Here is a 22072-nt window from a genome sequence, read left to right on the forward strand (position 1 = left end):
CAGCCGCGATGAGGAAGCCAAGGCGGGTCGTTCCCCGGATGCTGGCGCCCAGTCGCATCCTGCGCACCACCCCGTCCCAGGCCGGCGGGGGGCGCGAGCGTGAGGACCTGGTCGATTACGCCGAACACGCGATCGCCAAGGGGTCGCGCAGCTTTGCCCTCGCCAGCCGCCTGTTCGACCGCGACACGCGCGAGAAGGTGTGGCTGCTCTATGCCTGGTGCCGCCGGTGCGACGATCTGGCCGACAACCAGGATCACGGCGGTACACTGGGCGAGGAGGAAGGCGCCGAGCGCCGGCTGACCGCGATCCGCCTGCTGACCGAGCGGGCATTCGAAGGGCTGCCCACCGCCGATCCCGCGTTCGACGCGTTTGGCCTGGTGGCGCGCGAAAGCGGCCTCACCCGCGAAATGGCCGAAGACGTGATCATGGGCTTCGAACTCGATGCCCGCGGCTGGCGGCCGCGGAGCGAGGCCGACCTGGCGCGCTATTGCTATCACGTTGCCGGCGCGGTGGGCGTGATGATGGCGCAGGTCATGGGGGTGCCGCGCGACGATTCGTGGATGCTCGACCGGGCGTGCGACCTTGGCCTGGCGTTTCAGCTGGCCAACATCGCCCGCGACCTTGACGAGGATGACAAGGCCGATCGCTGCTACCTGCCGGTCGAGTGGCTGGTCGAGGAGGACATCGAACCCGGACAGCACCTGAAGCCGCATCACCGGCAGGAACTGACCGACATCGCCGCGCGGCTGATCCGGCGGATGGAGCGGCACGAGGCGTATGCCCGGCTCGGCGCGGCCAAGCTGCCGTTCCGCCAGCGTTGGGCAATCCTGGCGGCGGCGCGCATCTATGGCGCGATCGGGCGGCGGGTCGTGGAACTGGGAACGCGCGCGTGGGATCACCGGGTGGTGATCGGCCGGCTCGAAAAACTGCGCCACGTCGCCGCCGCGTTCGGCGAGGCGGTGCGCAACAAGCCGGAAGAACCGCCTGAGCCGCCCGCCTGGACTCGCGGCGCAATCCTGATCGACGTGCGCATGGCCCAGCCCATCCCGCCCCCGCCGATGGAGCCACTCGCCGACGAGTGAGCCGCTTGCGGGGGCCGCCGGCGCACACTAACCCCGCCGCCATGATCACCAAGCTTTTGATTGCCAATCGCGGCGAGATCGCCTGCCGCGTCATCCGCACCGCGCGCGCCATGGGGATCGCCACCGTGGCGGTCTATTCCGATGCCGATGCCAAGGCCCTGCACGTGCGGCAAGCGGACGAGGCGGTGCATATCGGCCCCTCCCCCGCGGCCGAAAGTTACCTGGTGGGCGAGCGGATCATCGACGCCGCGAAGTCGACCGGCGCCGATGCCATCCACCCGGGCTACGGCTTCCTGTCGGAGAACGCCGACTTCGCCCGCGCGGTCATCGCGGCCGGACTGATCTGGGTCGGGCCCAAGCCCGACAGCATCGAGGCGATGGGCCTGAAGGACGCGGCAAAGGAGCGGATGATCGCCGCCGGCGTGCCGGTCACGCCCGGCTACCTGGGCGACGACCAGTCCATCGAGCGCCTCAAGGCCGAGGCTGACGCGATCGGTTATCCGGTGCTGATCAAGGCCGTCGCCGGCGGCGGTGGCAAGGGCATGCGCAAGGTCGATGACGCGGCGCAGTTCGAGGAAATGCTGCAATCGTGCCGGCGCGAGGCGTCAGCGAGCTTCGGCAACGATCAGGTCCTGCTCGAAAAATGGATCACCTCGCCGCGCCACATCGAGGTGCAGGTGTTCGGCGACAGCCACGGCAACGTGGTCCACCTGTTCGAACGCGACTGTTCCTTGCAGCGCCGCCACCAGAAAGTGATCGAGGAAGCCCCCGCCCCCGGCATGGACGAGGCGACCCGCGAAGAAATCTGCGCCGCCGCCGTCCGCGCCGCCAAGGCGGTCGACTACGAGGGGGCGGGCACCATCGAATTCATCGCCGACGCCAGCGAGGGCCTGCGTGCCGACCGCATCTTCTTCATGGAGATGAATACCCGCCTGCAAGTCGAACACCCCGTGACCGAGGAGATTACCGGGGTCGACTTGGTGGAGTGGCAGCTGCGCGTCGCCAGCGGGGAGCCCCTGCCGCTGACGCAGGGCGAACTGTCGATCAACGGCTGGGCCATGGAAGCGCGGCTCTATGCGGAGAACCCCGCGAAGGGGTTCCTGCCGAGCATTGGTCCGCTCGATCATTTTCACCTCTCTGGCGGCCGGATCGACACCGGGGTAGAAGAGCGCGACCACATCTCACCGTTCTACGATCCGATGATCGCCAAGCTGATCGCCTGGGGAGAGGACCGGGACGAGGCGATCGATACCCTCACGGCCGCTTGCCGATCGGTGGAAATCGAACCTGTCAGGACCAACGCCTGGTTCCTTGCGCGTTTGTTGGCAGAGCCGGCCTTTCGCCGGGGCGATTTGAGCACGGGCTTTATTGGCGACAATCAGGATCGGCTGATCGATCCGCCGCAGCCTACGGGTAATCTGTTGCAAGCCGCGGCAGATGACCTGGTGAGTGGATCGCAAGCCGCCACCGACCACTTCATGCTCCAGACCCTTCGCGGATTTCGCCTCAACCGCGACGCCGAGCACAGCGTCCGGCTCCAGGTGGACGGTGCAGTCCGGACGGTCGAGTTGGACGATGCCGAAGTTTGGCATAGATACGCCCGCACCATTGTTGGTGATGGTGATCTGCGGACCTTCTTCGAAGATGGAGCGGCGTTCCAGTTTTCACCCGACCGCGCCAACCCCGCCGGTTCCCACTCCGCTCACGATGGCGACATCGTCGCGCCCATGCCGGGCAAGGTCATCGCGGTGGATGTGACGGAAGGCCAAATGGTCACTGCCGGCCAGCGGCTGATGGTGCTCGAGGCGATGAAGATGGAGCACGCGCTCACCGCTCCGTTTGCCGGCACGGTGACCGATCTGTCGGTCAGCCAGGGCAGCCAGGTGCAGGTCGAAACCCTGCTGGCGCGAGTGGAGGCTGCCGCTACGGAATGACCTGGGCCAAGGAACTCGAAGAGCTGCGCCGGCGCGAGGCGCTCGCCGAACAGATGGGCGGCGCGGACAAGGTCGCGCGCCAGCACGGCCGCGGCAAGATGGACGCCCGCGCGCGACTCGCGGCGCTGGTCGATCCGGGCAGTTTCCGCGAGATCGGCAAGATCGCCGGCAAGGGCAGCTACAACGAGAACGGCGAACTGACCGGCGTCCTCCCCGCCCCGTTCCTGTTCGGCAAGGCGGAGATCAACGGTCGCCCTGTCGTTGCCACCGCGGACGACTTTACCATTCGCGGCGGCGCGGCGGATGCCGGGATCGGGCGCAAGATGGTTCAGGCCGAGAAGATGGCGCACGAGCTCAAGCTGCCGATCATCCGCATGATCGACGGCACCGGCGGCGGCGGCTCGGTCAAGACGCTGGAGCAGATCGGCGCGACCTATATCCCCGCCGTGACCCCCTGGGGCGAAGTGGTGCAGAACCTTGACACCGTGCCGGTGGTGGCGCTGGCGCTCGGCCCCACGGCGGGGCTCGGCGCGGCGCGGATCGTCGCCAGCCACTATTCGATCATGGTCAAGGGCCTGTCCCAGATCTTCGCCGCCGGACCCGCGGTGGTCGATGCGCTGGGGGACAACTGGAAAGGCGGCGCGGCCAATCACGAAGAAGCCAAGGAAGCGCTCGGCGGCAGCGGCATCCACGCGCGCAACGGAGTGGTCGATGACGAAGTGGCGTCGGAGGAAGAGGCCTTTGCCCGCGCGCGGCACTTCCTGTCGTTCATGCCCGAATACGCCGGCCAGCTCGCCCGCCGGATCGATACCGGCGATCCCGCCGACCGGCGCGAGGAGGCGCTGCTCGACATCGTCCCGCGCGGCGACAAGCAGGTCTATTCGATGCGCCGCGCGCTCGACCTCGTTTTCGACCGGGGCACGGTGTTCGAGATCGGCCGGCTGTGGGGACGCGCCGCGATCACCGCACTCGCCCGGCTCGACGGTTGGCCGGTGGCGGTCCTGGCGAGCGACCCCAGCTATCTCGGCGGATCGTGGGACGCCAAGACGTCAGAAAAGGTCGAACGCTGGGTGAAGCTCGCCGACCAGTTCCGCCTGCCGATCGTCCACCTGGTCGACAACCCCGGCTTCATGATCGGGCGCGAGGCGGAGATGGCCGGCACCATCCGCTACGGCGTGCAGGCGATGAACGCGGTCTACCGGGCGACCGTCCCGCTGGCGAGCGTGGTGCTGCGCCGCGCATACGGCATCGCGGGCAGCGCGATGTCCAACGCGGACCGGTACCAGTACCGCTATTGCTGGCCGTCAGGGGATTGGGGCAGCCTGCCAATCGCGGGCGGGCTGGAGGTCGCCTACAAATCGGAGATCGAGGCGGCGGACGATCCGGCGGCGGAACTCGAAGGCATCCGCGAGCGGCTGGGCAAGGTGACCTCCCCATTCCGCAGCGCCGAACGCTTCAACGTGGAAGACATCATCGATCCGCGCGATACCCGGCCGCTGTTGTGCGAATTTGCCGGGCTCGCGTGGCGAACGCTGGGGGCCTAGCGCGCCCCTTCCGGCGGGTGAAGCCGGCGGAACAGCTTGCCCTTCTCGCTGAACAGCACACAGGCGAGGCTGACGACGCCCGCGATCAGCAGCGCCCACGCCAGCGGCCGGGCGGTGCCGTCGAACGCCTGGCCGATGACCGCGCCCAGCACGGCCGAGGTGACCATCCGCAGGAACGACTGCGCCGACGATGCCGACCCGGCGATATGCTGGAACGGCTGCATCGCGATCGAGCCGAAGTTCGCGCCGACGAAGCCCAGCAGCGCCATGTTGGCCGCCATCAGGGGCAGGAACTGCCACAGCTTTTCGTCCTGCTGGCTGGCGGCGAGCACCTGCAGCACCGAGGTGGCGATGAAGGCGATCAGCGCGGTGTGCGACACCCGCCGCGCGCCGAACCGCTCCACGATGCGCGAATTGAAGAAGTTCGCCAGCGCCATCCCCGCCGCCGCGCCGCCGAAGATGAACGGGAAGTACGGACCCATCTGGAAGGTTTCGCTGACCAGCTGCTGGGCCGAATTGAGAAACCCGAACAGCGCGCCGAACACCAGGCTGGAACCGATGACATAGCCGATCGCGTCGCGCCGCAGGAAAGCCTCGCGCATGTTGCGGAACACCGGCTTCAGCGCGATCGGCTGGCGATCTTCGGCGTGCAGGCTTTCGGGCAGACCATACCACGTCCACACGCCGATCACCGTCGCCAGCGCCGCCATCAGCACGAAGATATAGCGCCAGCCGGCGAACAGCAGCACCGTCTGGCCGAGAAACGGTGCGAGCACCGGGACGACCATGAACACGACCATGATGGTCGACATCATCCGCGCCATCCGGTCGCCGCCCACCCGGTCGCGGATGATCGCCGCGGGCAGCACCGACAGGCCGGCAGTCAGGAACGCCTGGCCCATGCGCAGGGCGACCATCACTTCGAACTGGGTGACCAGCGCGCAGACCAGCGACAGCGCGGCGTAGATGACGATCGAGCCAAGCAGGATCGGCCGCCGGCCGAACCGGTCCGCCAGCACGCCGGGGGCAAGCGCCCCCAGACCCGATCCCAGCAGGTAGGCGCCGATCACCAGCTGGCGTTCGTTGCCCACCGCGCCCAGCTCGTCGCCGATCATGCCGAGCGCGGGCAGCATCGAATCGATTCCCAGCGCCTGCAGGCTCATCAGCGCGGCCATCATGAACACCAGCCGCCGCTCGCTCATCGCGGCGAAGGTGCGTTCTTCGGCGGGGGTGGCAGGTCCGTGCATGGCGGGGCGGCGGTGCACCTCTTGCGAGGCCGTGGCCAGTTCCGATTTTCCGAGTGAAGGTCTAGCTGTACGCCGTGAGCCAGGAAGATGATGACGATGGGGAGACCGCGCAAGGGCTGCGCAAGATCATCCATGTCGACATGGACGCCTTCTTCGCCAGCGTGGAGCAGCGCGACGACCCCTCGCTGCGCGGGTTGCCGGTGGCGGTGGGCGGGTCGGGCACGCGCGGCGTGGTCGCCGCCGCCAGCTATGAGGCAAGGCGGTTCGGCGTGCGGAGCGCCATGCCCGGCGCTACCGCGCGGCGATTGTGCCCGGACCTGGTGTTCGTGCGTCACCGCTTCGACGTCTACAAGGAAGTCAGCCAGCAGATCCGCGCGATCTTCCGCGACTATACCCCCCATGTCGAGCCGCTGAGCCTCGACGAGGCATACCTCGACGTGACGGATGATCTGAAGGGCATCGGCAGCGCCACGAAGATCGCGCAGGACATCCGCCGCCGCATCCGCGAGGATACCCGGCTCACCGCCAGCGCGGGGGTCAGCTACAACAAGTTCCTCGCCAAGCTCGCCAGCGACCAGAACAAGCCCGACGGGCTGTGCGTGATCCTTCCGGGCCAGGGGGCGGCGTTCGTCCAGTCGCTGCCGATCCGCCGCTTTCACGGGGTCGGGCCCAAGGGGGCGGAAAAGATGGCGCGGCTGGGCATCACGACCGGCGCCGATCTCGCCGCCAAGGACCTGCCGTGGATGCGCGCGCATTTTGGCAGCTTTGCCGATTACCTCTATCGCGCGGCGCGCGGCATCGACCTGCGCCCCGTACGCGCCAACCGGATCCGCAAGTCGGTGGGCGGAGAGCGCACCTTCAGCGAGGATATTTCCACTGGCCCCGCCCTGCGCGAAACGCTGGAGGGCATCATCGACATCGTGTGGACCTCGATCGAGCGCAACGAGGCCAAGGGGCGCACGGTCACGCTCAAGATGAAATACACCGATTTCCAGATCATGACCCGCGCCCGCTCGCTGCCTCACGCGGTGGCGGACAAGACCGAATTCGCCCGCGTGGCGCGCGAGCTACTCGACGAAGCGCTGCCCCTGCCGCTGCCGATCCGGCTGATGGGCCTGACGCTGTCGAACCTCGACCGGGGCGGCGCGGCCGAGCCGGCGCGGGACGACGCGCAGCTGTCGTTGCTTTAGCGCAGTTGCCCCCGCCACGCCTCGATCCGTCTGCGCGACAACCGCGTCAGTGGCTCGGGCAGCGAATGGGTGGGGAAGAACCGCGCCTCCAGGATTTCGCGGCGATCCGGGCGTGGCCAGTCGGGCGTGCGCCCGGCGACCAGCCAGGCGGTGTGCGGCGCGCCGGACAGGGTTTCCTCCAGCGCCTCGAGCACGCGCGCGCCTTCCAGCCGGCAACCGACTTCCTCGGCGATCTCGCGCGTTGCCGCATCCTCGGCCTTCTCGTCCCGCCGCATCCCGCCGCCGGGCAGCGCCCAGCTGCCGGACCCATAGCTGTGCCGCACCAGCAGCAACCGGCCCTCAAGATCGGTGACGAACACCGTCACCCCCTGGATCGGCAGCCGCAGGTGCCTGCGCCAGCGCTGCCGCAGCGCATGTGCGGCGCGCAGGACGAGCCGGTGCAGCGGGCGCGGGATCAGGTGAAGCATGTGACCGGCTGGCTGGCGGCGGCGAGCAGGCGCGCGACCGGCGTATCGCTGCGGCCGGCGATAGCGTCAGCCAGCACCCGCCGCTTGGCCGCGCCACGGATCACCAGCAACAAGGCGTCGCTGGCCAGCAGCGCCGGCAGGGTCAGCGTGATCCGGTCGAACGGCGCTTCGGGCGGCAGCGGATCGGGGGTCAGGCGGCGGATCGATTCCGGATCATCGACGCGCGGCTCGCTGCCCGGAAATAGCGAGGCGACGTGCCCGTCCTCGCCCATGCCAAGCCATGCAAGCGCGAAGCGCGGCACCTGTTCCATCACCGTCAGCGTGACCACTTCGGCGCCCGCGGGTTGAAGCAGCGCGCGGATGCGGCCGGTGTTCGACGCGGGGTGATCCTCGGGCACGACCCGGTCGTCGCCCGGCCACACCGTCACCCGCCGCCAGTCGAGCGGGGCCGCGGCCAGCCGCTCCAGGATGGGAAACGGGGTCGAGCCACCGGGCATCGTCACTGCGACAGGGCCCCCGGTCGATGCCAGCGCGTTGGCGAGCGTCCGCTCGATCCATCGGGCGACCTCGGCGTCGTCCGCGCCTTCGATGATGTGGGGCGATGACACCTGCACCCGCCTAGCCGATGATCCCGCGAGCGGCGAGCCCGGCGTAGACCCCGACGATCGCGACCAGCGCTGCCAGCGTCAGGCGAATGGCGCGCACCGGCCAGCGCTCCAGCTCCGCCGCGAGCGTCACCCCCAGCGCAATGGCGGCGGTGCCGCCCAGCGCTCCGCCTGCGCCCGCCAGCCAGGCGGAGCCGCCCGCTGCGAAGGCGAACACCAGGAACCGCGCCGCATCGCCGATCTGCCGGGCCAGCAGCACGATCAGGGTCGCGAACAGGGAATGGGTCGGCTCTTCGGGCAGCTTGCGCCGCCACGGCCAGGCCAGCTCCACCGCCGCGACCAGCAAGGCGATCGCCACCAGCATGTCGGCGGCGGGTTCCGGCAGGATCAGGGCAAAGGCGAGACCGGCGACCGCCATGGCCAGGGCCGACAACGCGGAGGCGATTGCCCCCACCACCAGCAGCCCGCCGCCCCGGCCCGTTCGATCGGCCAGCCGAGCCGCCAGCAGCTGATCGCCGCTGCCCAGCGACACGGCGAACACCGCGACCAGCGAAAACAGGAACGCGTTCAAGAGGTCAGCCCGTCACACCCCCGGCCGGTCACTCGCCCCATCAGACCCAAGGCCCGGTGATCGCCAGCGTCTTTGCCGGGCTGTAGGCGTTGACGAACAGTGTCCGCCCATCGGGCGAGAAGCAGGCGCCCGCAAGCTCGGTCTGCTGGCGCAGCAACGCCAGCGGATAGGCGACGCCTTCGGGCGTGATGCCGCGCAGGTGGTTGGTGACGTCGTCGGTGTACTGGTCCTCGCACACGATCAGGTCGCCCCAGTTCGCGACCGTCAGGTTGTCGCCGTAATTGAACTGGTCCGCGCTGGTCGATTCGAAGAACAGCTGCAGCTTGCCGCCGGATCCGCGTTCGCCGCGCATGTCGAGGCGATAGATCTGGCCCAGCTTCGCGTTACCCCCGTTGGTGCAGGTGAAATACGCCTCGCCGTCACCCATCCAGATGCCTTCCCCGCGCGCGAACAGCGCGGCGCCAGCAGCCGCGCCGCGGTTGCGCAGATCGTCGGCGGGCGCTTCCACGTCGTCGAGATCGATCCACTTCACCCCGCGCCAGCTCTGCGGTGCAACCGTCATCCCGTCCCAGTTGCGGGTGTCGCGCACGCCATCGGTCAGTGCCAGCGCCTGCAGCTTGCCGCCTTTGGCCAGCTGTCCGGGCACGTCGGGAATGAACCGATAGAGCAGCCCATCCGCGCGGTCCTCGGTCTGATAGACATAGCCGGTCGCCCGATCGACGCAGGCGGCTTCGTGATTGAACCGCCCCATCGCCGTCAACGGCACCGGATCGACCAGGCCCGGCGCGCGCGCGGGCACTTCGAAAGTCCAGCCATGATCCTGGTTGGCCACGCGGCCATCGGCCTTGAACGGCGCTTCCTCGCAGGTCAGCCAGCTGCCCCACGGGGTCGTGCCGCCCGCGCAGTTGCGGATGGTGCCGGCAAGGCTGCGATACTGTTTCTCCACCTGCAGCGTCCGCGCGTCGAGCACGATCGTGGTGGTGCCGCCCGGCAGCGGGACCAAGCTGCGCCCGGTGGTGTCGAACGCGGGCCCCATGACGCCGCCGCCGTCCTTGCCCGGCATCAGTTCGTGATTGCGCACCAGCGCGATCTTGCCGCCGCCAAGGTCGAAGCAGCCCATCCCGTCGGCGGCGTCGGGCACGGTGAAGCCGTCGCTCATCGTGTCGCCCAGTTGCGAGATCACGCGGTAGGTGAAGCCCGCCGGCAGGTCCATCAACCCGGCCGGGTCGGCCACCAGCGGACCGTAACCCACCGTGGAGCGGCGCTGGACGGTCGAGCAGCCGCTCGCGGCGAGCGCGGCGAACGCGCTGGCGGTAGCGGACAGGAACGTGCGGCGGTGCATTTCAAACGTCATGCGGCGAACCCTCTTGGCGATCGTGCCTGTGCCCTGCGATAGCGTGGAGACACGGCGATGACAGCCGATTCTTGAGGCGAGAGGACAGCGACCATGAAATTAGAACCAGGCCTGGCAGCGGTGGTCACCGGCGGCGCCTCCGGTCTTGGCAAGGCCAGCGCGCAGGCGCTGTCCGAAGCCGGCTTCAAGGTCACCATCTTCGACGTGAACGAAGAAGCGGGCGAGGCGCACGCGGCGGCGATCGGCGGGCTGTTCGCACGGGTCGACATCACCGACGAACAATCGGTGCTCGATGGCTTCGAGCGTGCCCGCTCCGCGCACGGACAGGAACGTTTGACGGTGCACTGCGCGATGACCAGCCGGCGCGGCAAGACGGTCGGGTGGGACAAGGCAAGCGGCGGATACAAGCGCGTCTCGACCGAAGATTACGCGTTCGGCGCCGAAGGCATCCTGGTGTCGAGCTACCGCGTCGCCTCGATCTCGGCGCTCGGCATGGCCAATGCCGAACCGCTCAATGACGACGGCGAGCGCGGGGCGATCATCCTCACCGCCTCGGTCGCCGCGCAGGACGGGCAGATCGGTCAGGTGATCTATGGCAGCTGCAAGGCTGGCGTGAACGGCCTGGTCCTGCCGATGGCGCGCGATCTGATGGACCTCGGTATTCGGGTCAATTCGATCATGCCGGGCATCTTCGCCACCCCGCTGATGCTGGGGATGAAGGACCGCAATCCGCAGATGTGGGACCAGCTAAACGCGAGCGTCCCGTTCCCCAAGCGGCTGGGCGAGCCGGAGGAGTTCGCCTCGCTGGTGTTGGAAATCGCGCGCAACGGATACCTCAACGCGCACCAGTTCCGGCTCGACGGCGGCATCCGGATGCCGCCCCGCTAGGGGTTAGCCCAGCTTCGGCAGCCCGTCGCGGATCGCGTCGATCAACCCCAGCGGATCGTCGACCATCACGTGGTGCGCCGCGTGCGGCAGGCCGGTGACAAAGCGCAGGTCCGGGATGGCGGCCGTCATCTCCGCGACCCGTTCCGGCGTCAGCAGCGCGGAATGGACTCCATGGATGATGCCGATCGGGGCGCGGGCGCGGGCGATCAGCCCTTCCGCCAGGTCGCCGCGGTCGAAATGCGCCCAGAACTGCGGATCGAACCGCCAGGTCCACCCGGCCGGGGAATCGCCCTCGGCCGGCACCTCGTGCAGCGCCCCGCGCGCGATGTGGTCGATCAGCTCGGGACGGCCGGTTTCCTGCTCAGGCAGGAAGCGGAACCGGCGCAGGGCGTGCGCCAGCGTGGGATAGCGGTTGTGCTGCGATCGTCCCTCCGCCAGCCGGGGCGGCGGCCCGCCACCGGGCTTCGGCGGAGCGGAATCGACCAGCATCGCGCCGCCGATCGCCTCGGGGTGCTCGGCGCAGACATACAGCGTGGGAAAACCGCCGAACGAGTGAGCGACGATCACCGGCGGCGCGCCTGACGCGGCCAAGCCCGCCACCTCGATCGCCGTCAAAGCTTCTTTCGCAAAGGTCGCGATCGCATACCGCTCGCGCCATTCGGAGCGGCCCATGCCGGACCACGAGATCGCCGCGCAGCGATAGTCGGCGGCAAAGAACGGCGCGATGAAGCTCCACCAGTCGGCATGCGCGGCATTGCCGTGGAGGAACAGCAGACCCGGCCGGCCCACCTCGCCCCAGGTCAGCAGCTCGATCGCGGCGCCATCGACGTCGAAGGTCGACCGTTCAGGCTCGATGGCTAGCACCTGTTCGAACCACGGCGGCGCGGGCGGCCGCTCCCCGTCGAAGCGCCCCAGCAGCGTACCGTCGGTGATAAGTTCCGTATCTGCCAAGCGTGTCTCTCCCCTGCCAAAGCGCATTGCCAGCTTCGGCGCCCGTGGCAAGCCGCACGGCACCAGAGTTTCTTGAGGCTCTGGTGGCTCTCTTTTCAGGAGGATGGAGCGGGCAGCGGGAATCGAACCCGCACGTCCAGCATGGGAAGCTGGCAGGCTACCACTACATCATGCCCGCGCCTGTGAGGGACCCCGCGAAGTACGACTTCGCGGGAAGCCCTGTGTGCCGGCCATTAGCTTGGCCTCGCCGCGCCGGTCAATCGTTTCAGCGGCAACCTGTTGATTTCCGTCACCTGCGCTCGCAAGGCAGCGGCAAAGGAGATTTCCCATGCGCGACATCGATCACTTCATGGTCGGCGGCCCGGGCGCGGCCGCGACCCATTTCAAGGATGTGATGAACCCTTCCACCGGCGAGGTGCAGGCGCGCGTGCCGCTGGGCGACGCGGCGCTGCTCGACCGCGCGGTGCAGTCCGCGCTGGCGGTGCAGCCGGCCTGGGCGGCGACCAACCCGCAGAAGCGCGCGCGGGTGATGTTCGCCTACAAGCAGCTGATCGAGGCCAACCGCGAGGAACTGGCCCACCTGCTCAGCTCCGAACACGGCAAGGTGATCGACGACGCGCTCGGCGACGTGCAGCGTGGGCTGGAGGTGATCGAATACGCCTGCGGCATCCCCCAGGTGCAGAAGGGCGAATACACCATCGGCGCGGGGCCGGGCATCGATGTCTATTCGATGCGCCAGCCGCTCGGCATCGGGGCGGGCATCACCCCGTTCAACTTCCCGGCGATGATCCCGATGTGGATGTTCGGCATGGCGATCGCCACCGGCAACGCCTTCATCCTCAAGCCTTCGGAGCGCGATCCATCCGTGCCGGTGCGGCTGGCCGAGCTGTTCCTCGAGGCCGGCGCGCCCGAAGGGCTGCTGCAAGTGGTCCACGGCGACAAGGAGATGGTCGACGCCATCCTCGACCACCCCGACATCGCCGCGGTCAGCTTCGTCGGCTCGTCCGACATCGCGCACTACGTCTACAACCGCGGCGTCGCCGCCGGTAAGCGCGTGCAGGCGATGGGCGGGGCAAAGAACCACGGCATCGTGATGCCCGATGCCGATCTCGACATGGTGGTCAACGACCTCGCGGGCGCGGCTTTCGGTTCGGCGGGCGAGCGCTGCATGGCGCTGCCCGTGGTGGTGCCGGTGGGTGAGGATACGGCCAATCGCCTGCGCGAAAAGCTGATCCCCGCGATCGAGGCGCTGCGCATCGGCGTTTCGACCGACAAGGACGCGCATTACGGTCCCGTCGTCACCGCCGAGCACAAGGCGCGGGTTGAACAGTGGATCGACACCGCCGAGGCCGAAGGCGGCGAGATCGTCGTCGACGGGCGCGGCTTTACCCTTCAGGGGCACGAGAATGGCTACTTCGTCGGGCCGACGCTGATCGACCACGTCACCCCCGACATGGAAAGCTACAAGGAAGAGATTTTCGGACCGGTGCTCCAGATCGTCCGCGCCAAGGACTTCGAAGAAGCGGTCGCGCTGCCATCGAAGCACCAGTACGGCAACGGGGTCGCGATCTTCACCCGCAACGGCCACGCGGCGCGTGAGTTCGCCAGCCGGGTCAACGTCGGCATGGTCGGGATCAACGTGCCGATCCCGGTGCCGGTCGCCTATCACAGCTTCGGTGGCTGGAAGCGCAGCGCGTTCGGCGACACCAACCAATACGGCACCGAAGGGATGAAGTTCTGGACCAAGGTCAAGACCGTTACCCAACGCTGGCCCGACGGCGGGGGTGACGGTTCCAACGCCTTCAATATCCCGACGTTCGCGTGAGCCCGGCAATGCGCTTCGTCGCCCTCGCCGCACTGCCCCTGGCGCTTGCCGCCTGCCAGCAGGACACGGATTCCACGCCCGAACCGAGCGCAAGCGCGAACGCAGCCGGCACGCCGACTCCTCTCACGTCAGCGGCCCCGGCGCCAGCGGTGACTGCGATCGCCACCGATGGCACCGGTGTTCCCGAATTCGGCATCCCGGTGGCGCTGCAGGGCAACTGGGGCATGGTCCCCGCCGATTGCACCAGCACGCGCGGCGATGCGAAGGGACTGCTGCGGATTTCGCCGACCACGCTGACGTTCTACGAATCGGTCGGCAAGCTCGGCACGATCAAGAGCAGCAGCGACACGGCCATTCGCGCGAACTTCGCCTTCAGCGGCGAAGGCATGAGCTGGACCCGCGATGTCGAATTGTCGGCCAGCGGCGACACGCTCACCCGCACCGAACGCGGCGGCGAGGAACCGGGCGGGCCGTTCACCTACACCAAGTGTGCCGCTTGAACCTTGAACCCGATGGGCTAACGCAACCAGCATGACCGGACAGTTCCAGCTTACCGACGACCAACTCGCCATCCAGGACATGGCGCGCAAGTTCACCGCCGACCGCATCACGCCGTTCGCCTCCCAGTGGGACGAGGATCACCATTTCCCGCGCGACGTGGTGCAGGCGGCGGGCGAGCTCGGCTTCGGGTCGATCTACGTCTCGGAAGAGAGCGGCGGCATCGCCCTCGGCCGGCTGGAGGCGGCGCTGATCATGGAGGCGATGGCCTATGGCTGTCCCGCGACATCGGCGTTCATCTCCATCCACAACATGTCGAGCTGGATGATCGACCGGTTCGCTTCGCCCGAGGTGAAGGCGCGCTTCCTGCCCAAGCTGGTCAGCATGGAGCATATCGCCAGCTATGCCCTGACGGAGCCGGGTTCAGGTTCCGACGCGGCAGCGCTCAAGACCACCGCGGTGCTGGATGGCGATCATTACGTGATCAACGGCACCAAGCAGTTCATCTCCGGCAGCGGGTTCAACGACATCTACGTTGTGATGGTCCGCACCAGCGAGGACCGCAGCAAGGGCATCACCTGCCTGGTGGTCGAAAAGGGCACCCCTGGCCTCAGCCACGGTGCGCCGGAGCGGAAGCTCGGCTGGAACGCCTCACCCACCGCGCAGCTGATCTTCGAGGATTGCCGGGTTCCGGTCGCCAACCGCGTCGGCGCCGAGGGCGAAGGCTTCCGCTTCGCCATGGCCGGGCTAGACGGCGGCCGGCTCAATATCGGCGCCTGCTCATTGGGGGGTGCGCAGCGGTGCCTCGACGAGGCGGTCCGGTACACCAAGGAGCGCCAGCAGTTCGGACAGCCGATCGCCGATTTTCAGAACACCCAGTTCATGCTCGCCGACATGGCGACCGACCTGGAAGCCGCGCGCGCCCTGCTCTACCTCGCCGCCGCCAAGGTCAGCGACAATGCGCCCGACAAGACGCGCTTTTCCGCGATGGCCAAGCGGCTGGCGACCGATAGCGGCAGCAAGATCGTCAACGACGCGCTGCAGCTGTTTGGTGGCTACGGTTACCTGAAGGATTATCCGATTGAGCGGTTCTGGCGCGATCTGCGCGTCCACTCGATCCTTGAAGGGACCAACCAGGTGATGCGGATGATCGTCGGCCGGGATATGCTGCGCCAATGACGGACCCCATGACGAACGACATCCTGATCGAGACCACCGGACGCGCCGGGCGCCTTTCGCTCAACCGCCCCCGGGCGCTGCACGCGCTGACGCTCGACATGTGCCACGCGATGAGCGCCGCGCTGACGAAGTGGGCGTCGGACGACGCGGTGGAGGCGGTGATCGTCGATCACGCAGAAGGCCGCGGGTTCTGCGCCGGGGGCGACATCGCGTTCCTGCGCAACTCGGCGCTGAACGACGGCGGCGTTTCGGGCCGCAAGTTCTTCCACGACGAATACCAGCTCAACCACCAGATGTTCGAATACGCCAAGCCGATCGTCGCCTTCATCGACGGGGTGACGATGGGCGGCGGGGTCGGCATCTCGCAACCCGCGAAGTTCCGGGTAGCGACCGAGAACACCCGGTTCGCCATGCCTGAGACCGGCATCGGCCTGTTCCCGGATGTGGGCGGCGGCTGGTACCTGTCGCGCCTGCCGGGCCGGCTCGGCCAATTCCTCGCGCTGACCGGCGCCCGGCTCGATGGCGCCGAGTGCCTCTGGGCGGGGCTCGCGACTCACTATTTGGCGACCGACAAACTGGAGGAGGCGAAGGTCCGGATCGCCGAGCACCCTGACCGGATCGCGGGCATCCTGTCGGAACTGTCGGTCACCCCGCCCCCGGCCCGGATCGAGGCCAACGCCGACAAGATCGCGCACCATTTCAAATCCGACAAGCTGGAAGAGGTGATCGCCAGCCTGGAAGCCGATGCCGATGACCAGGGCAGTGACTGGGCGATCAAGGAACTCGCCACGCTGCGCACCAAGAGCCCGCAGACCTGCAAGGTCGCGCTGCGCGAGCTCGCGGAATCGGCGAGGTTGCATCACTTGTGCGACGAGATGGTGATGGAATACCGCATCGCCAGCCGCGTCCTGACCCGTCCCGACTTCGCCGAAGGCGTGCGCGCGGTGATCGTCGACAAGAACGGCGATCCCCAGTGGAATCCGCCCACTCCGGAACAGGTGAGCGACGAACTGATCGACAGCATCTTCGCGCCGTTGCCGGACAACGAAGAATGGAAGCCCCTGTGACCGACCGCAACGTGCCTTTCGAGACCGTCACCGTCGAACACCGCGACGCGGTGACGTTGATCACGCTGAACCGTCCGCAGGCGCTCAACGCCCTGAATTCGCAGGTTCTAGAAGATCTCATCAGTGCTTTTTCAGCGTTCGAGGCAGACCGGGGCCAACGCTGCGCCGTGCTGACCGGCGCTGGCGACAAGGCGTTCGCTGCCGGGGCCGATATCAAGGAAATGGCCGACAAGGCGGCAGCCGATTTTTACCTCGAGGATTTCTTCGCCCGCTGGACCAGCGACCTGGTCAAGGCGGTCCGCAAGCCATGGATCGCGGCGGTCAACGGCTTCGCGCTCGGTGGCGGGTGCGAACTGGCGATGATGGCGGACTTCATCATCGCGTCCGACAAGGCGAAGTTCGGCCAGCCCGAGATCAAGCTCGGCGTGGCGCCGGGCATGGGCGGCAGCCAGCGGCTGACCCGCGCGGTCGGCAAGGCCAAGGCCATGGAGATGTGCCTCACCGGCCGGATGATGGACGGAGCCGAAGCCGAGCGTAGCGGCCTGGTGGCGCGGGTAGTGCCCCATGAAACCCTGCTGGATGAGGCACTTAAGACCGCTTCCGCCATCGCCGCGATGCCCCCGATGGCCGCGATCGCGAACAAGGAAATGGTCAACGCCGCGTTCGAGACGACGCTCGACCAGGGCCTGATCGTCGAACGCCGCATCTTCCAGATTCTCGCCGGATCCGAGGACAAGGCGGAAGGCATGGCCGCCTTTATCGAAAAGCGTGAGGGGCAGTGGAAGGGGCGCTGACCGTCATCGCCGCCTCAGCAAATGATCGGGCGATCCGGTTCGCCGTCACCCCTGTTGGCCATCTCACTAGCTGGAGTCCTACATGAAAATCGCCTTCATCGGCCTCGGCAACATGGGCGGCGGGATGGCCGCAAACCTCGTCAAGGCCGGGCACCAGGTGCGTGCATTTGACCTCAACGAGGAAGCGCTCGCCCGAGCGCGTGAGAATGGCTGCGATACCGCCGGCTCGATCGCCGAAGCGGTCGCGGATGCAGAGGCGGTGGTGTCGATGCTGCCCAACGGCCAGATCGTGCTGAGCGCCTATACCGGCGAGGTGTTCGGTGCGGCGCCGCAGGGGGCAATACTGCTCGATTGCTCGACCATCGATGTCGCGACCGCGCGCGAAGTTGCCGAGCAGGCGCAGCACCATGGCCACGAAATGGTCGATGCGCCCGTTTCCGGCGGGATCGCGGCGGCGAACGGCGGCACGCTCACTTTCATGGTCGGCGGCAGCGACAGCGCGTTCACGCGCGCCGAACCGATCCTGCAGGCGATGGGCAAGGCGGTGATCCATGCGGGCGCAGCCGGCAATGGGCAGGCGGCGAAGATCTGCAACAACATGCTGCTGGGCATCAGCATGCTCGGCACGTGCGAGGCGTTCGCCATGGCGCAGAAGCTGGGCCTCGATCCGCAGACTTTCTACGATATCTCCAGTGTTAGCAGCGGCCAGTGCTGGTCGATGACGAGCTATTGCCCCGTTCCGGGCGTCGGCCCGCAGTCGCCCGCCGACAACGATTACCAGGGCGGGTTCGCGGCGGGCCTGATGCTGAAGGACCTGCGGCTGGCGATGGAGGCCGCCGAAACCGCGGACGCCCCTGTGCCGATGGGCATGCGGGCGCGCGCGCTGTACGAAGATTTTGTCGGTGCCGGCAACGGCAACACCGATTTCAGCGGGATCATTCGGACGCTGAAGTAGGTGTCTCGTCTGCGGCCTTCTCGCGGGCAGCCTTGGCTTCGGTAAACCACATCACCGCCAGCGCGCCTTCGAACAGCAGCAGCAACGGGATCGCGAGCATCAACTGGCTGATCACGTCGGGCGGCGTGGCAACGGCTGCGACCACGAATGCGGCGACGATCATGTACCGGCGCGCGCTGACCAACTGGGCACGGCTGACGATGCCTGCAGTGTTGAGCAATAGCAGCAAGACCGGCAGCAGAAAGCTTAGCCCGAAGGCCATGATGAACTGCATCACGAGGCTGAGATAGTCTTCGGAATTGGGCAGCGCATCGATCTGCACGCCGCCTTGGGTGCCTTCGAATCCCAGGAAAAACACGAAGGCCGTGGGCATAACCACGTAATACGCCAGCGCCCCGCCAGCGACGAACAGCACCGGCGTTGCCAGCAAAAACGGCAGGAAGGCCTTCTTTTCCTTTGCATACAGTCCCGGGGCGACGAACGCCCACAACTGGTTGGCAATGATCGGAAAAGCCAGGAAGAACGCCGCGAACAGCGCGACCTTAAGCTCGACGAAAAACTGCCCGTAAAGCTTGGTATAGATCAGCCGGTTCTGCCCGGCATCGAGCAGCGGCTGCACCAGGAAGCCCAGAATTTCCTGCGCGAAATAGAAGCAAACCCCGAACGCGACGGCCAGGGCGAGAAACGCGCGTAGCAGCCGCGCGCGCAGCTCGATCAAGTGGTCCAGCAGCGGCGCCTGGGACTGGTCGATGTCGCGGATCGAGAACACCATCAGCGTAGCGGGAGCTGGGGTTCGTCGGGCGGCGGGGGGTCGACCGCAGGATCATCGACGCGCTCCTCACCCGTCTGCGACGGCAGCGGACGCATTTCGTGATCCGACAGGTCAACCGGCGGATGTTCGGCCAGGATGCGGGCGTTCTGCTCGGCCCACTTCTTTTCCATTTCCTCCATCTCGGCTTCGCGGATCATCGCCTCGATACCCGATCGAAAATGGTTGGAGGTGCGGCGGACCTTGCCGATCCACTTGCCCGCAGTGCGCAGCGCGCGTGGCAAGTCCTTGGGACCGATCACGACAACCGCGACAATCACGATCATCAACAACTCGGATGCGCCAATATCGAACATGGGTATCCGCCGTCAGGCGCCGATCAGCCGCTTATGGGCGGTGCTCTGCTCCCGGGTGGGCGTCCTTGGCGGCTTCCTGAGCTGGCTTGGCATCGTGGTGTGGCCCTTCCAGGCTGTGAACCGTGGGGACGGCGCCCTGCCCCTTGCTCCCGGGGGCCGCCTCATCTTCGTTCATGCCTTGCTTGAAGCTTTTGATGCCCTTGCCGAAGTCGCCCATGATTTCCGCCACGCGCCCGCGTCCGAACAGGACGAGCACAATCAGCAAGACGATCAGCCAATGCCAGATGGAAAACGAACCCATGGGTAATCTCCTTGCCGCCCATCTAGGGGATACGGGCCGCGAGCGCCAGTCTAGCCGTCGGATTCCGCGGCGGCTGCATCCTCATTAGCAAGCGCATCGAACGCCTCGTCCACCGGATCGAGCAGGCCAGCCGCCTTGAGTTCGTCGATCCCGGGCAGGTCCTTGCGGGACGACAGGCCGAAGTGATCCAGGAACGCAGGCGTGGTCGCGTAGATGACTGGCCGCCCGGGTACCTCGCGCCGGCCCGCGGCCCGCACCCAGCCCGCCTCCATCAGCACGTCGAGTGTGCCGGACGAGGTCTGCACCCCGCGGATCGATTCGATCTCTGCGCGGCTGACGGGTTCGTGATAGGCCACGATGGCAAGCACCTCGGTCGCTGCCCGGCTGAGGCGGCGAACCTGCTCTCGTTCGCGCCGCAGGATGTGCGCCAGATCCGGCGCGGTTTCGAAGTGCCAGCGCCCCCCGCGCTCGACAAGCTGGACGCCCCGCTCGCGGTAGTGGACCTGGAGGCGCGCTAGGGCCTGCCGCACGTCTGCCGCAGCGGCCGCTCCCAGATGGTTCACGAGCGCGTCGACCGTCATCGCTTCTTCCGCTGCGAACAGCGTCGCTTCCAGCGCGCGGTCGAAGCCGTCGCTCACCCGGCGATCCGCCGCAGCCGAAGGGGTCCGAACGTCTCCTCCTGAGACAACTCCGCCCGCCCGCGCCGCGCGAGTTCCAGCGCCGCGACGAAGCTGGAGGCAAGCGCCGACTTGCGTAGCCGCGGCTCCGCATGCGGTGGCAGGAACTGCCTGAGCTCGATCCAGTCGAGCGTCACGCCCAGCATCGCGGAGACGCGGTCGATCGCGGAATCGAGCGTCATCACCGGCCGTTCGCGCACCATGTGCACAACCGGTGCAGTGCGGGCGTTGATCTGGCCGTACGCCTGGACCAGCGCGAACCAGTCGCACTGCCACAAGGTCTTGCGGTCGGTGCGCAAACCTTCCGGAGCGCCGCGGGGAAACACGTCGCGGCCAAGCCGGTCGCGGGCCATCAGCCGGGCGGCCGCCTCGCGCATCGCGCCCAGCCGGGCGAGGCGCAACTGCAGTCGCAAGGCCAGGTCTTCGGGACTGGGGTCTTCCCGCTCATCGCGCGGAAGAAGCAGCGCGGATTTCAGATACGCGAGCCACGCCGCCATCACCAGGTAGTCGGCCGCCAGCTCCAGCCGCAGCGCCTCCGCCTGCTCGATGTACGCGATATACTGATCCACCAGGGAGAGGATCGAGATCGCCTTCAAATCCACCTTCTGCCGCCGCGCCAGGTCCAGCAGCAGGTCGAGCGGTCCCTCCCAACCGTCCAGCTCGAGGTAAAGCGCTGCGTCTTCGGTCGGTGCCGCGCCCGGGCCGGACCAATCCTCCGCGGCCGAATGGAGGGGCAGCAGCATGGCGCCGTCGGTCACGCGGCAGTTTCCGCGAAGGCCAGCAGTTCGTCGCGCTGGGCCAGCAGCTGCGCCTTGTCGCCCTCAGGTGCGAGGCCGGTGTTCTCCAACGCGCGAGCGAGCCGGGCGGCGGTCTGCGCCGACATGGCGGGCAGGCGCTCGACGATGCCCACCATGTCCTCCATTTTCGCCCAGCAGTTCAGCGCCAGGTCGCAACCCGCCGCAATGGCGCGCTCGGCCCGCTCGGGAACGGAGCCGGACAGCGCCTCCATATCCAGGTCGTCGGTCAGCAGCAGACCATCGAACCCGATCTGGCCGCGGATGACCTCGTGGATGATCGTCGGCGATTGGGTTGCCGGCCACTCCGCGTCCCACTCCGGAAACACCAGGTGACCGGTCATCCCGACGGGTGCGTGGCTTAGTGCCTTGAACGGCGCGAGATCGATCTCGAGCTCCTCCGCGGTCGCGGTGACGGTCGGCAGCGCCTTGTGCGTGTCAACTGAAGTACGCCCGTGCCCCGGCATGTGCTTGATGCACCCCGCCACGCCGGCGGCGGCGAGGCCGTCCAGAACAGCGCGGCCGATCGCCGCGACGCGCAGCGGTTCGAACCCGAACGAACGGTCTCCGATCACGTCGTGCGCGCCATGCTGGCGGACATCGAGCGAAGGATAGTAATCGACTGTGATCCCGGCCTCCGCCAGCTCGATCCCCATGGCGTGAGCGTTCATCTGCGCCGCGGCGATCGCGGAGGACGGCGCGAGCTCGTACAACGCGTCGAATGCCGCGCCCGGAGGAAAGGCGCTGAACTGCGGCGGGCGCATCCGGGCGACCCGGCCGCCTTCCTGGTCGATGGAAACCAGCAACCTGTCGCGGCCATGGATCGACCGCAGCTCATTGGTGAGCGCGCGCACCTGCGCCGGCGTGTCGATGTTGCGGCCGAACAGGATGTAGCCCGCCGGGTCGCACTCGCGGAAGAAAGCCCGTTCGTCGGGGTTCAGCGTAAGACCGGAAAGGCCGAAGATCGCAGGCGTCATGGACCGCAGATTCGCAGCAAGCCGCGACTACTGCAAGTCAGGTGGCG

General features: G+C 67.6%; 23 protein-coding genes and 1 tRNA gene. 11 read left to right on the forward strand and 13 right to left on the reverse strand.

Annotation, left to right across the window (positions count from 1 at the left end; genetic code table 11):
* Positions 1-8 precede the first annotated feature (8 nt).
* Genes C0V74_RS05345 through C0V74_RS05355 form a run of 3 tightly spaced genes read left to right on the forward strand, consistent with a single transcriptional unit; the run spans position 9 to position 4560 of the window.
* Entirely contained in the window at positions 9-1082 is a 1074-nt protein-coding gene (locus C0V74_RS05345) for a phytoene/squalene synthase family protein (protein WP_143250933.1), read from the forward strand.
* A gap of 41 nt (positions 1083-1123) precedes the next feature.
* Positions 1124-3016 carry an acetyl/propionyl/methylcrotonyl-CoA carboxylase subunit alpha gene (locus C0V74_RS05350; RefSeq protein ID WP_143250934.1) on the forward strand — a complete coding sequence of 631 codons (1893 nt, stop codon included), beginning with the start codon at positions 1124-1126 and terminating at the stop codon, positions 3014-3016.
* Positions 3013-4560: a carboxyl transferase domain-containing protein gene (locus C0V74_RS05355; protein WP_143250935.1), complete on the forward strand. Its 1548-nt coding sequence runs from the start codon at positions 3013-3015 to the stop codon at positions 4558-4560. The genes C0V74_RS05350 and C0V74_RS05355 overlap by 4 nt, the downstream gene beginning before the upstream one ends.
* Here the strand turns inward: C0V74_RS05355 and C0V74_RS05360 are convergent.
* A complete protein-coding gene (locus C0V74_RS05360; RefSeq protein ID WP_131624203.1) occupies positions 4557-5807 on the reverse strand; it encodes a multidrug effflux MFS transporter in 1251 nt (416 codons plus the stop codon). The genes C0V74_RS05355 and C0V74_RS05360 overlap by 4 nt on opposite strands.
* Positions 5808-5881: 74 nt before the next feature.
* Here C0V74_RS05360 and dinB point away from each other — a divergent pair, with 74 nt between their 5' ends.
* The gene (gene dinB / locus C0V74_RS05365) at positions 5882-6997 is read left to right on the forward strand and encodes a DNA polymerase IV (RefSeq protein ID WP_207912488.1); all 1116 of its coding nucleotides are present in this window, start codon (positions 5882-5884) and stop codon (positions 6995-6997) included.
* Here dinB and C0V74_RS05370 read toward each other — a convergent pair.
* The 4 genes from C0V74_RS05370 to C0V74_RS05385 are packed head-to-tail and all read right to left on the reverse strand — an operon-like array spanning position 6994 to position 9994.
* Positions 6994-7464, reverse strand: coding sequence for an NUDIX domain-containing protein (locus tag C0V74_RS05370; RefSeq protein WP_131624201.1), 471 nt, complete (start codon positions 7462-7464; stop codon positions 6994-6996). The genes dinB and C0V74_RS05370 overlap by 4 nt on opposite strands.
* Positions 7452-8072, reverse strand: a complete 621-nt coding sequence (locus C0V74_RS05375; protein WP_143250936.1) for a 6-phosphogluconolactonase — start codon at positions 8070-8072, stop codon at positions 7452-7454. Before C0V74_RS05375 ends, C0V74_RS05370 begins: the two co-directional genes overlap by 13 nt.
* Positions 8073-8082: 10 nt before the next feature.
* Positions 8083-8640, reverse strand: a complete 558-nt coding sequence (locus tag C0V74_RS05380) for a hypothetical protein (protein WP_143250937.1) — start codon at positions 8638-8640, stop codon at positions 8083-8085.
* Positions 8641-8680: 40 nt separating this feature from the next.
* The gene (locus tag C0V74_RS05385; RefSeq protein WP_210413451.1) at positions 8681-9994 is read right to left on the reverse strand and encodes an alkaline phosphatase PhoX; all 1314 of its coding nucleotides are present in this window, start codon (positions 9992-9994) and stop codon (positions 8681-8683) included.
* 93 nt (positions 9995-10087) lie between these two features.
* Here C0V74_RS05385 and C0V74_RS05390 point away from each other — a divergent pair, with 93 nt between their 5' ends.
* Positions 10088-10882, forward strand: coding sequence for an SDR family oxidoreductase (locus C0V74_RS05390; RefSeq protein ID WP_131624195.1), 795 nt, complete (start codon positions 10088-10090; stop codon positions 10880-10882).
* A 3-nt stretch (positions 10883-10885) separates the two neighbouring features.
* Here C0V74_RS05390 and C0V74_RS05395 read toward each other — a convergent pair whose 3' ends face one another.
* Together C0V74_RS05395 and C0V74_RS05400 are read right to left on the reverse strand one after the other, a co-directional pair.
* On the reverse strand, positions 10886-11833 hold the full coding sequence (locus C0V74_RS05395) for an alpha/beta hydrolase (RefSeq protein ID WP_210413452.1): 948 nt from the start codon (positions 11831-11833) through the stop codon (positions 10886-10888).
* A 104-nt stretch (positions 11834-11937) separates the two neighbouring features.
* Positions 11938-12011, reverse strand: a tRNA-Gly gene (locus tag C0V74_RS05400).
* Between the two features lie 150 nt (positions 12012-12161).
* On the opposite strand from C0V74_RS05400, the gene C0V74_RS05405 reads away from it, so the two are divergent.
* The 6 genes from C0V74_RS05405 (at position 12162) to mmsB (ending at position 18151) form a co-directional block, all read left to right on the forward strand.
* Complete coding sequence (locus tag C0V74_RS05405; RefSeq protein ID WP_143250939.1) at positions 12162-13658, forward strand: CoA-acylating methylmalonate-semialdehyde dehydrogenase; 1497 nt, start codon at positions 12162-12164, stop codon at positions 13656-13658.
* Between the two features lie 8 nt (positions 13659-13666).
* Positions 13667-14158 carry a hypothetical protein gene (locus tag C0V74_RS13015; RefSeq protein WP_210413453.1) on the forward strand — a complete coding sequence of 164 codons (492 nt, stop codon included), beginning with the start codon at positions 13667-13669 and terminating at the stop codon, positions 14156-14158.
* A 31-nt stretch (positions 14159-14189) separates the two neighbouring features.
* Positions 14190-15335: an acyl-CoA dehydrogenase family protein gene (locus C0V74_RS05415; RefSeq protein WP_143250940.1), complete on the forward strand. Its 1146-nt coding sequence runs from the start codon at positions 14190-14192 to the stop codon at positions 15333-15335.
* 8 nt (positions 15336-15343) lie between these two features.
* Positions 15344-16402 (forward strand): enoyl-CoA hydratase/isomerase family protein, encoded by a 1059-nt coding sequence (locus C0V74_RS05420; protein WP_143250941.1) that lies wholly within the window; start codon positions 15344-15346, stop codon positions 16400-16402.
* An 11-nt stretch (positions 16403-16413) separates the two neighbouring features.
* Complete coding sequence (locus C0V74_RS05425; protein WP_143252177.1) at positions 16414-17196, forward strand: enoyl-CoA hydratase-related protein; 783 nt, start codon at positions 16414-16416, stop codon at positions 17194-17196.
* An 82-nt stretch (positions 17197-17278) separates the two neighbouring features.
* Entirely contained in the window at positions 17279-18151 is an 873-nt protein-coding gene (gene mmsB / locus C0V74_RS05430; protein WP_143250942.1) for a 3-hydroxyisobutyrate dehydrogenase, read from the forward strand.
* On the opposite strand, the gene tatC is transcribed toward mmsB, so the two are convergent.
* From tatC to nagZ, 6 genes are read right to left on the reverse strand one after another with little or no spacing between them, the layout of a single operon-like run.
* Positions 18132-18923 (reverse strand): twin-arginine translocase subunit TatC, encoded by a 792-nt coding sequence (gene tatC / locus C0V74_RS05435; protein WP_131624185.1) that lies wholly within the window; start codon positions 18921-18923, stop codon positions 18132-18134. The genes mmsB and tatC overlap by 20 nt on opposite strands.
* Positions 18923-19276, reverse strand: coding sequence for a Sec-independent protein translocase protein TatB (gene tatB / locus C0V74_RS05440; protein WP_143250943.1), 354 nt, complete (start codon positions 19274-19276; stop codon positions 18923-18925). The genes tatC and tatB overlap by 1 nt, the downstream gene beginning before the upstream one ends.
* Before the next feature lie 31 nt (positions 19277-19307).
* Positions 19308-19577 (reverse strand): twin-arginine translocase TatA/TatE family subunit, encoded by a 270-nt coding sequence (locus C0V74_RS05445; protein ID WP_143250944.1) that lies wholly within the window; start codon positions 19575-19577, stop codon positions 19308-19310.
* 50 nt (positions 19578-19627) lie between these two features.
* On the reverse strand, positions 19628-20215 hold the full coding sequence (scpB, locus tag C0V74_RS05450) for an SMC-Scp complex subunit ScpB (protein ID WP_282595935.1): 588 nt from the start codon (positions 20213-20215) through the stop codon (positions 19628-19630).
* Complete coding sequence (locus C0V74_RS05455; RefSeq protein WP_246844974.1) at positions 20212-21012, reverse strand: ScpA family protein; 801 nt, start codon at positions 21010-21012, stop codon at positions 20212-20214. Before C0V74_RS05455 ends, scpB begins: the two co-directional genes overlap by 4 nt.
* The gene (gene nagZ / locus C0V74_RS05460) at positions 21009-22025 is read right to left on the reverse strand and encodes a beta-N-acetylhexosaminidase (protein WP_143250945.1); all 1017 of its coding nucleotides are present in this window, start codon (positions 22023-22025) and stop codon (positions 21009-21011) included. The genes C0V74_RS05455 and nagZ overlap by 4 nt, the downstream gene beginning before the upstream one ends.
* Between the last annotated feature and the right edge of the window lie 47 nt (positions 22026-22072).

Origin of the sequence: Altererythrobacter sp. TH136 (genome assembly GCF_007065885.1) — a bacterium.
In the GTDB taxonomy this organism is placed as follows: Bacteria; Pseudomonadota; Alphaproteobacteria; order Sphingomonadales; family Sphingomonadaceae; genus Tsuneonella.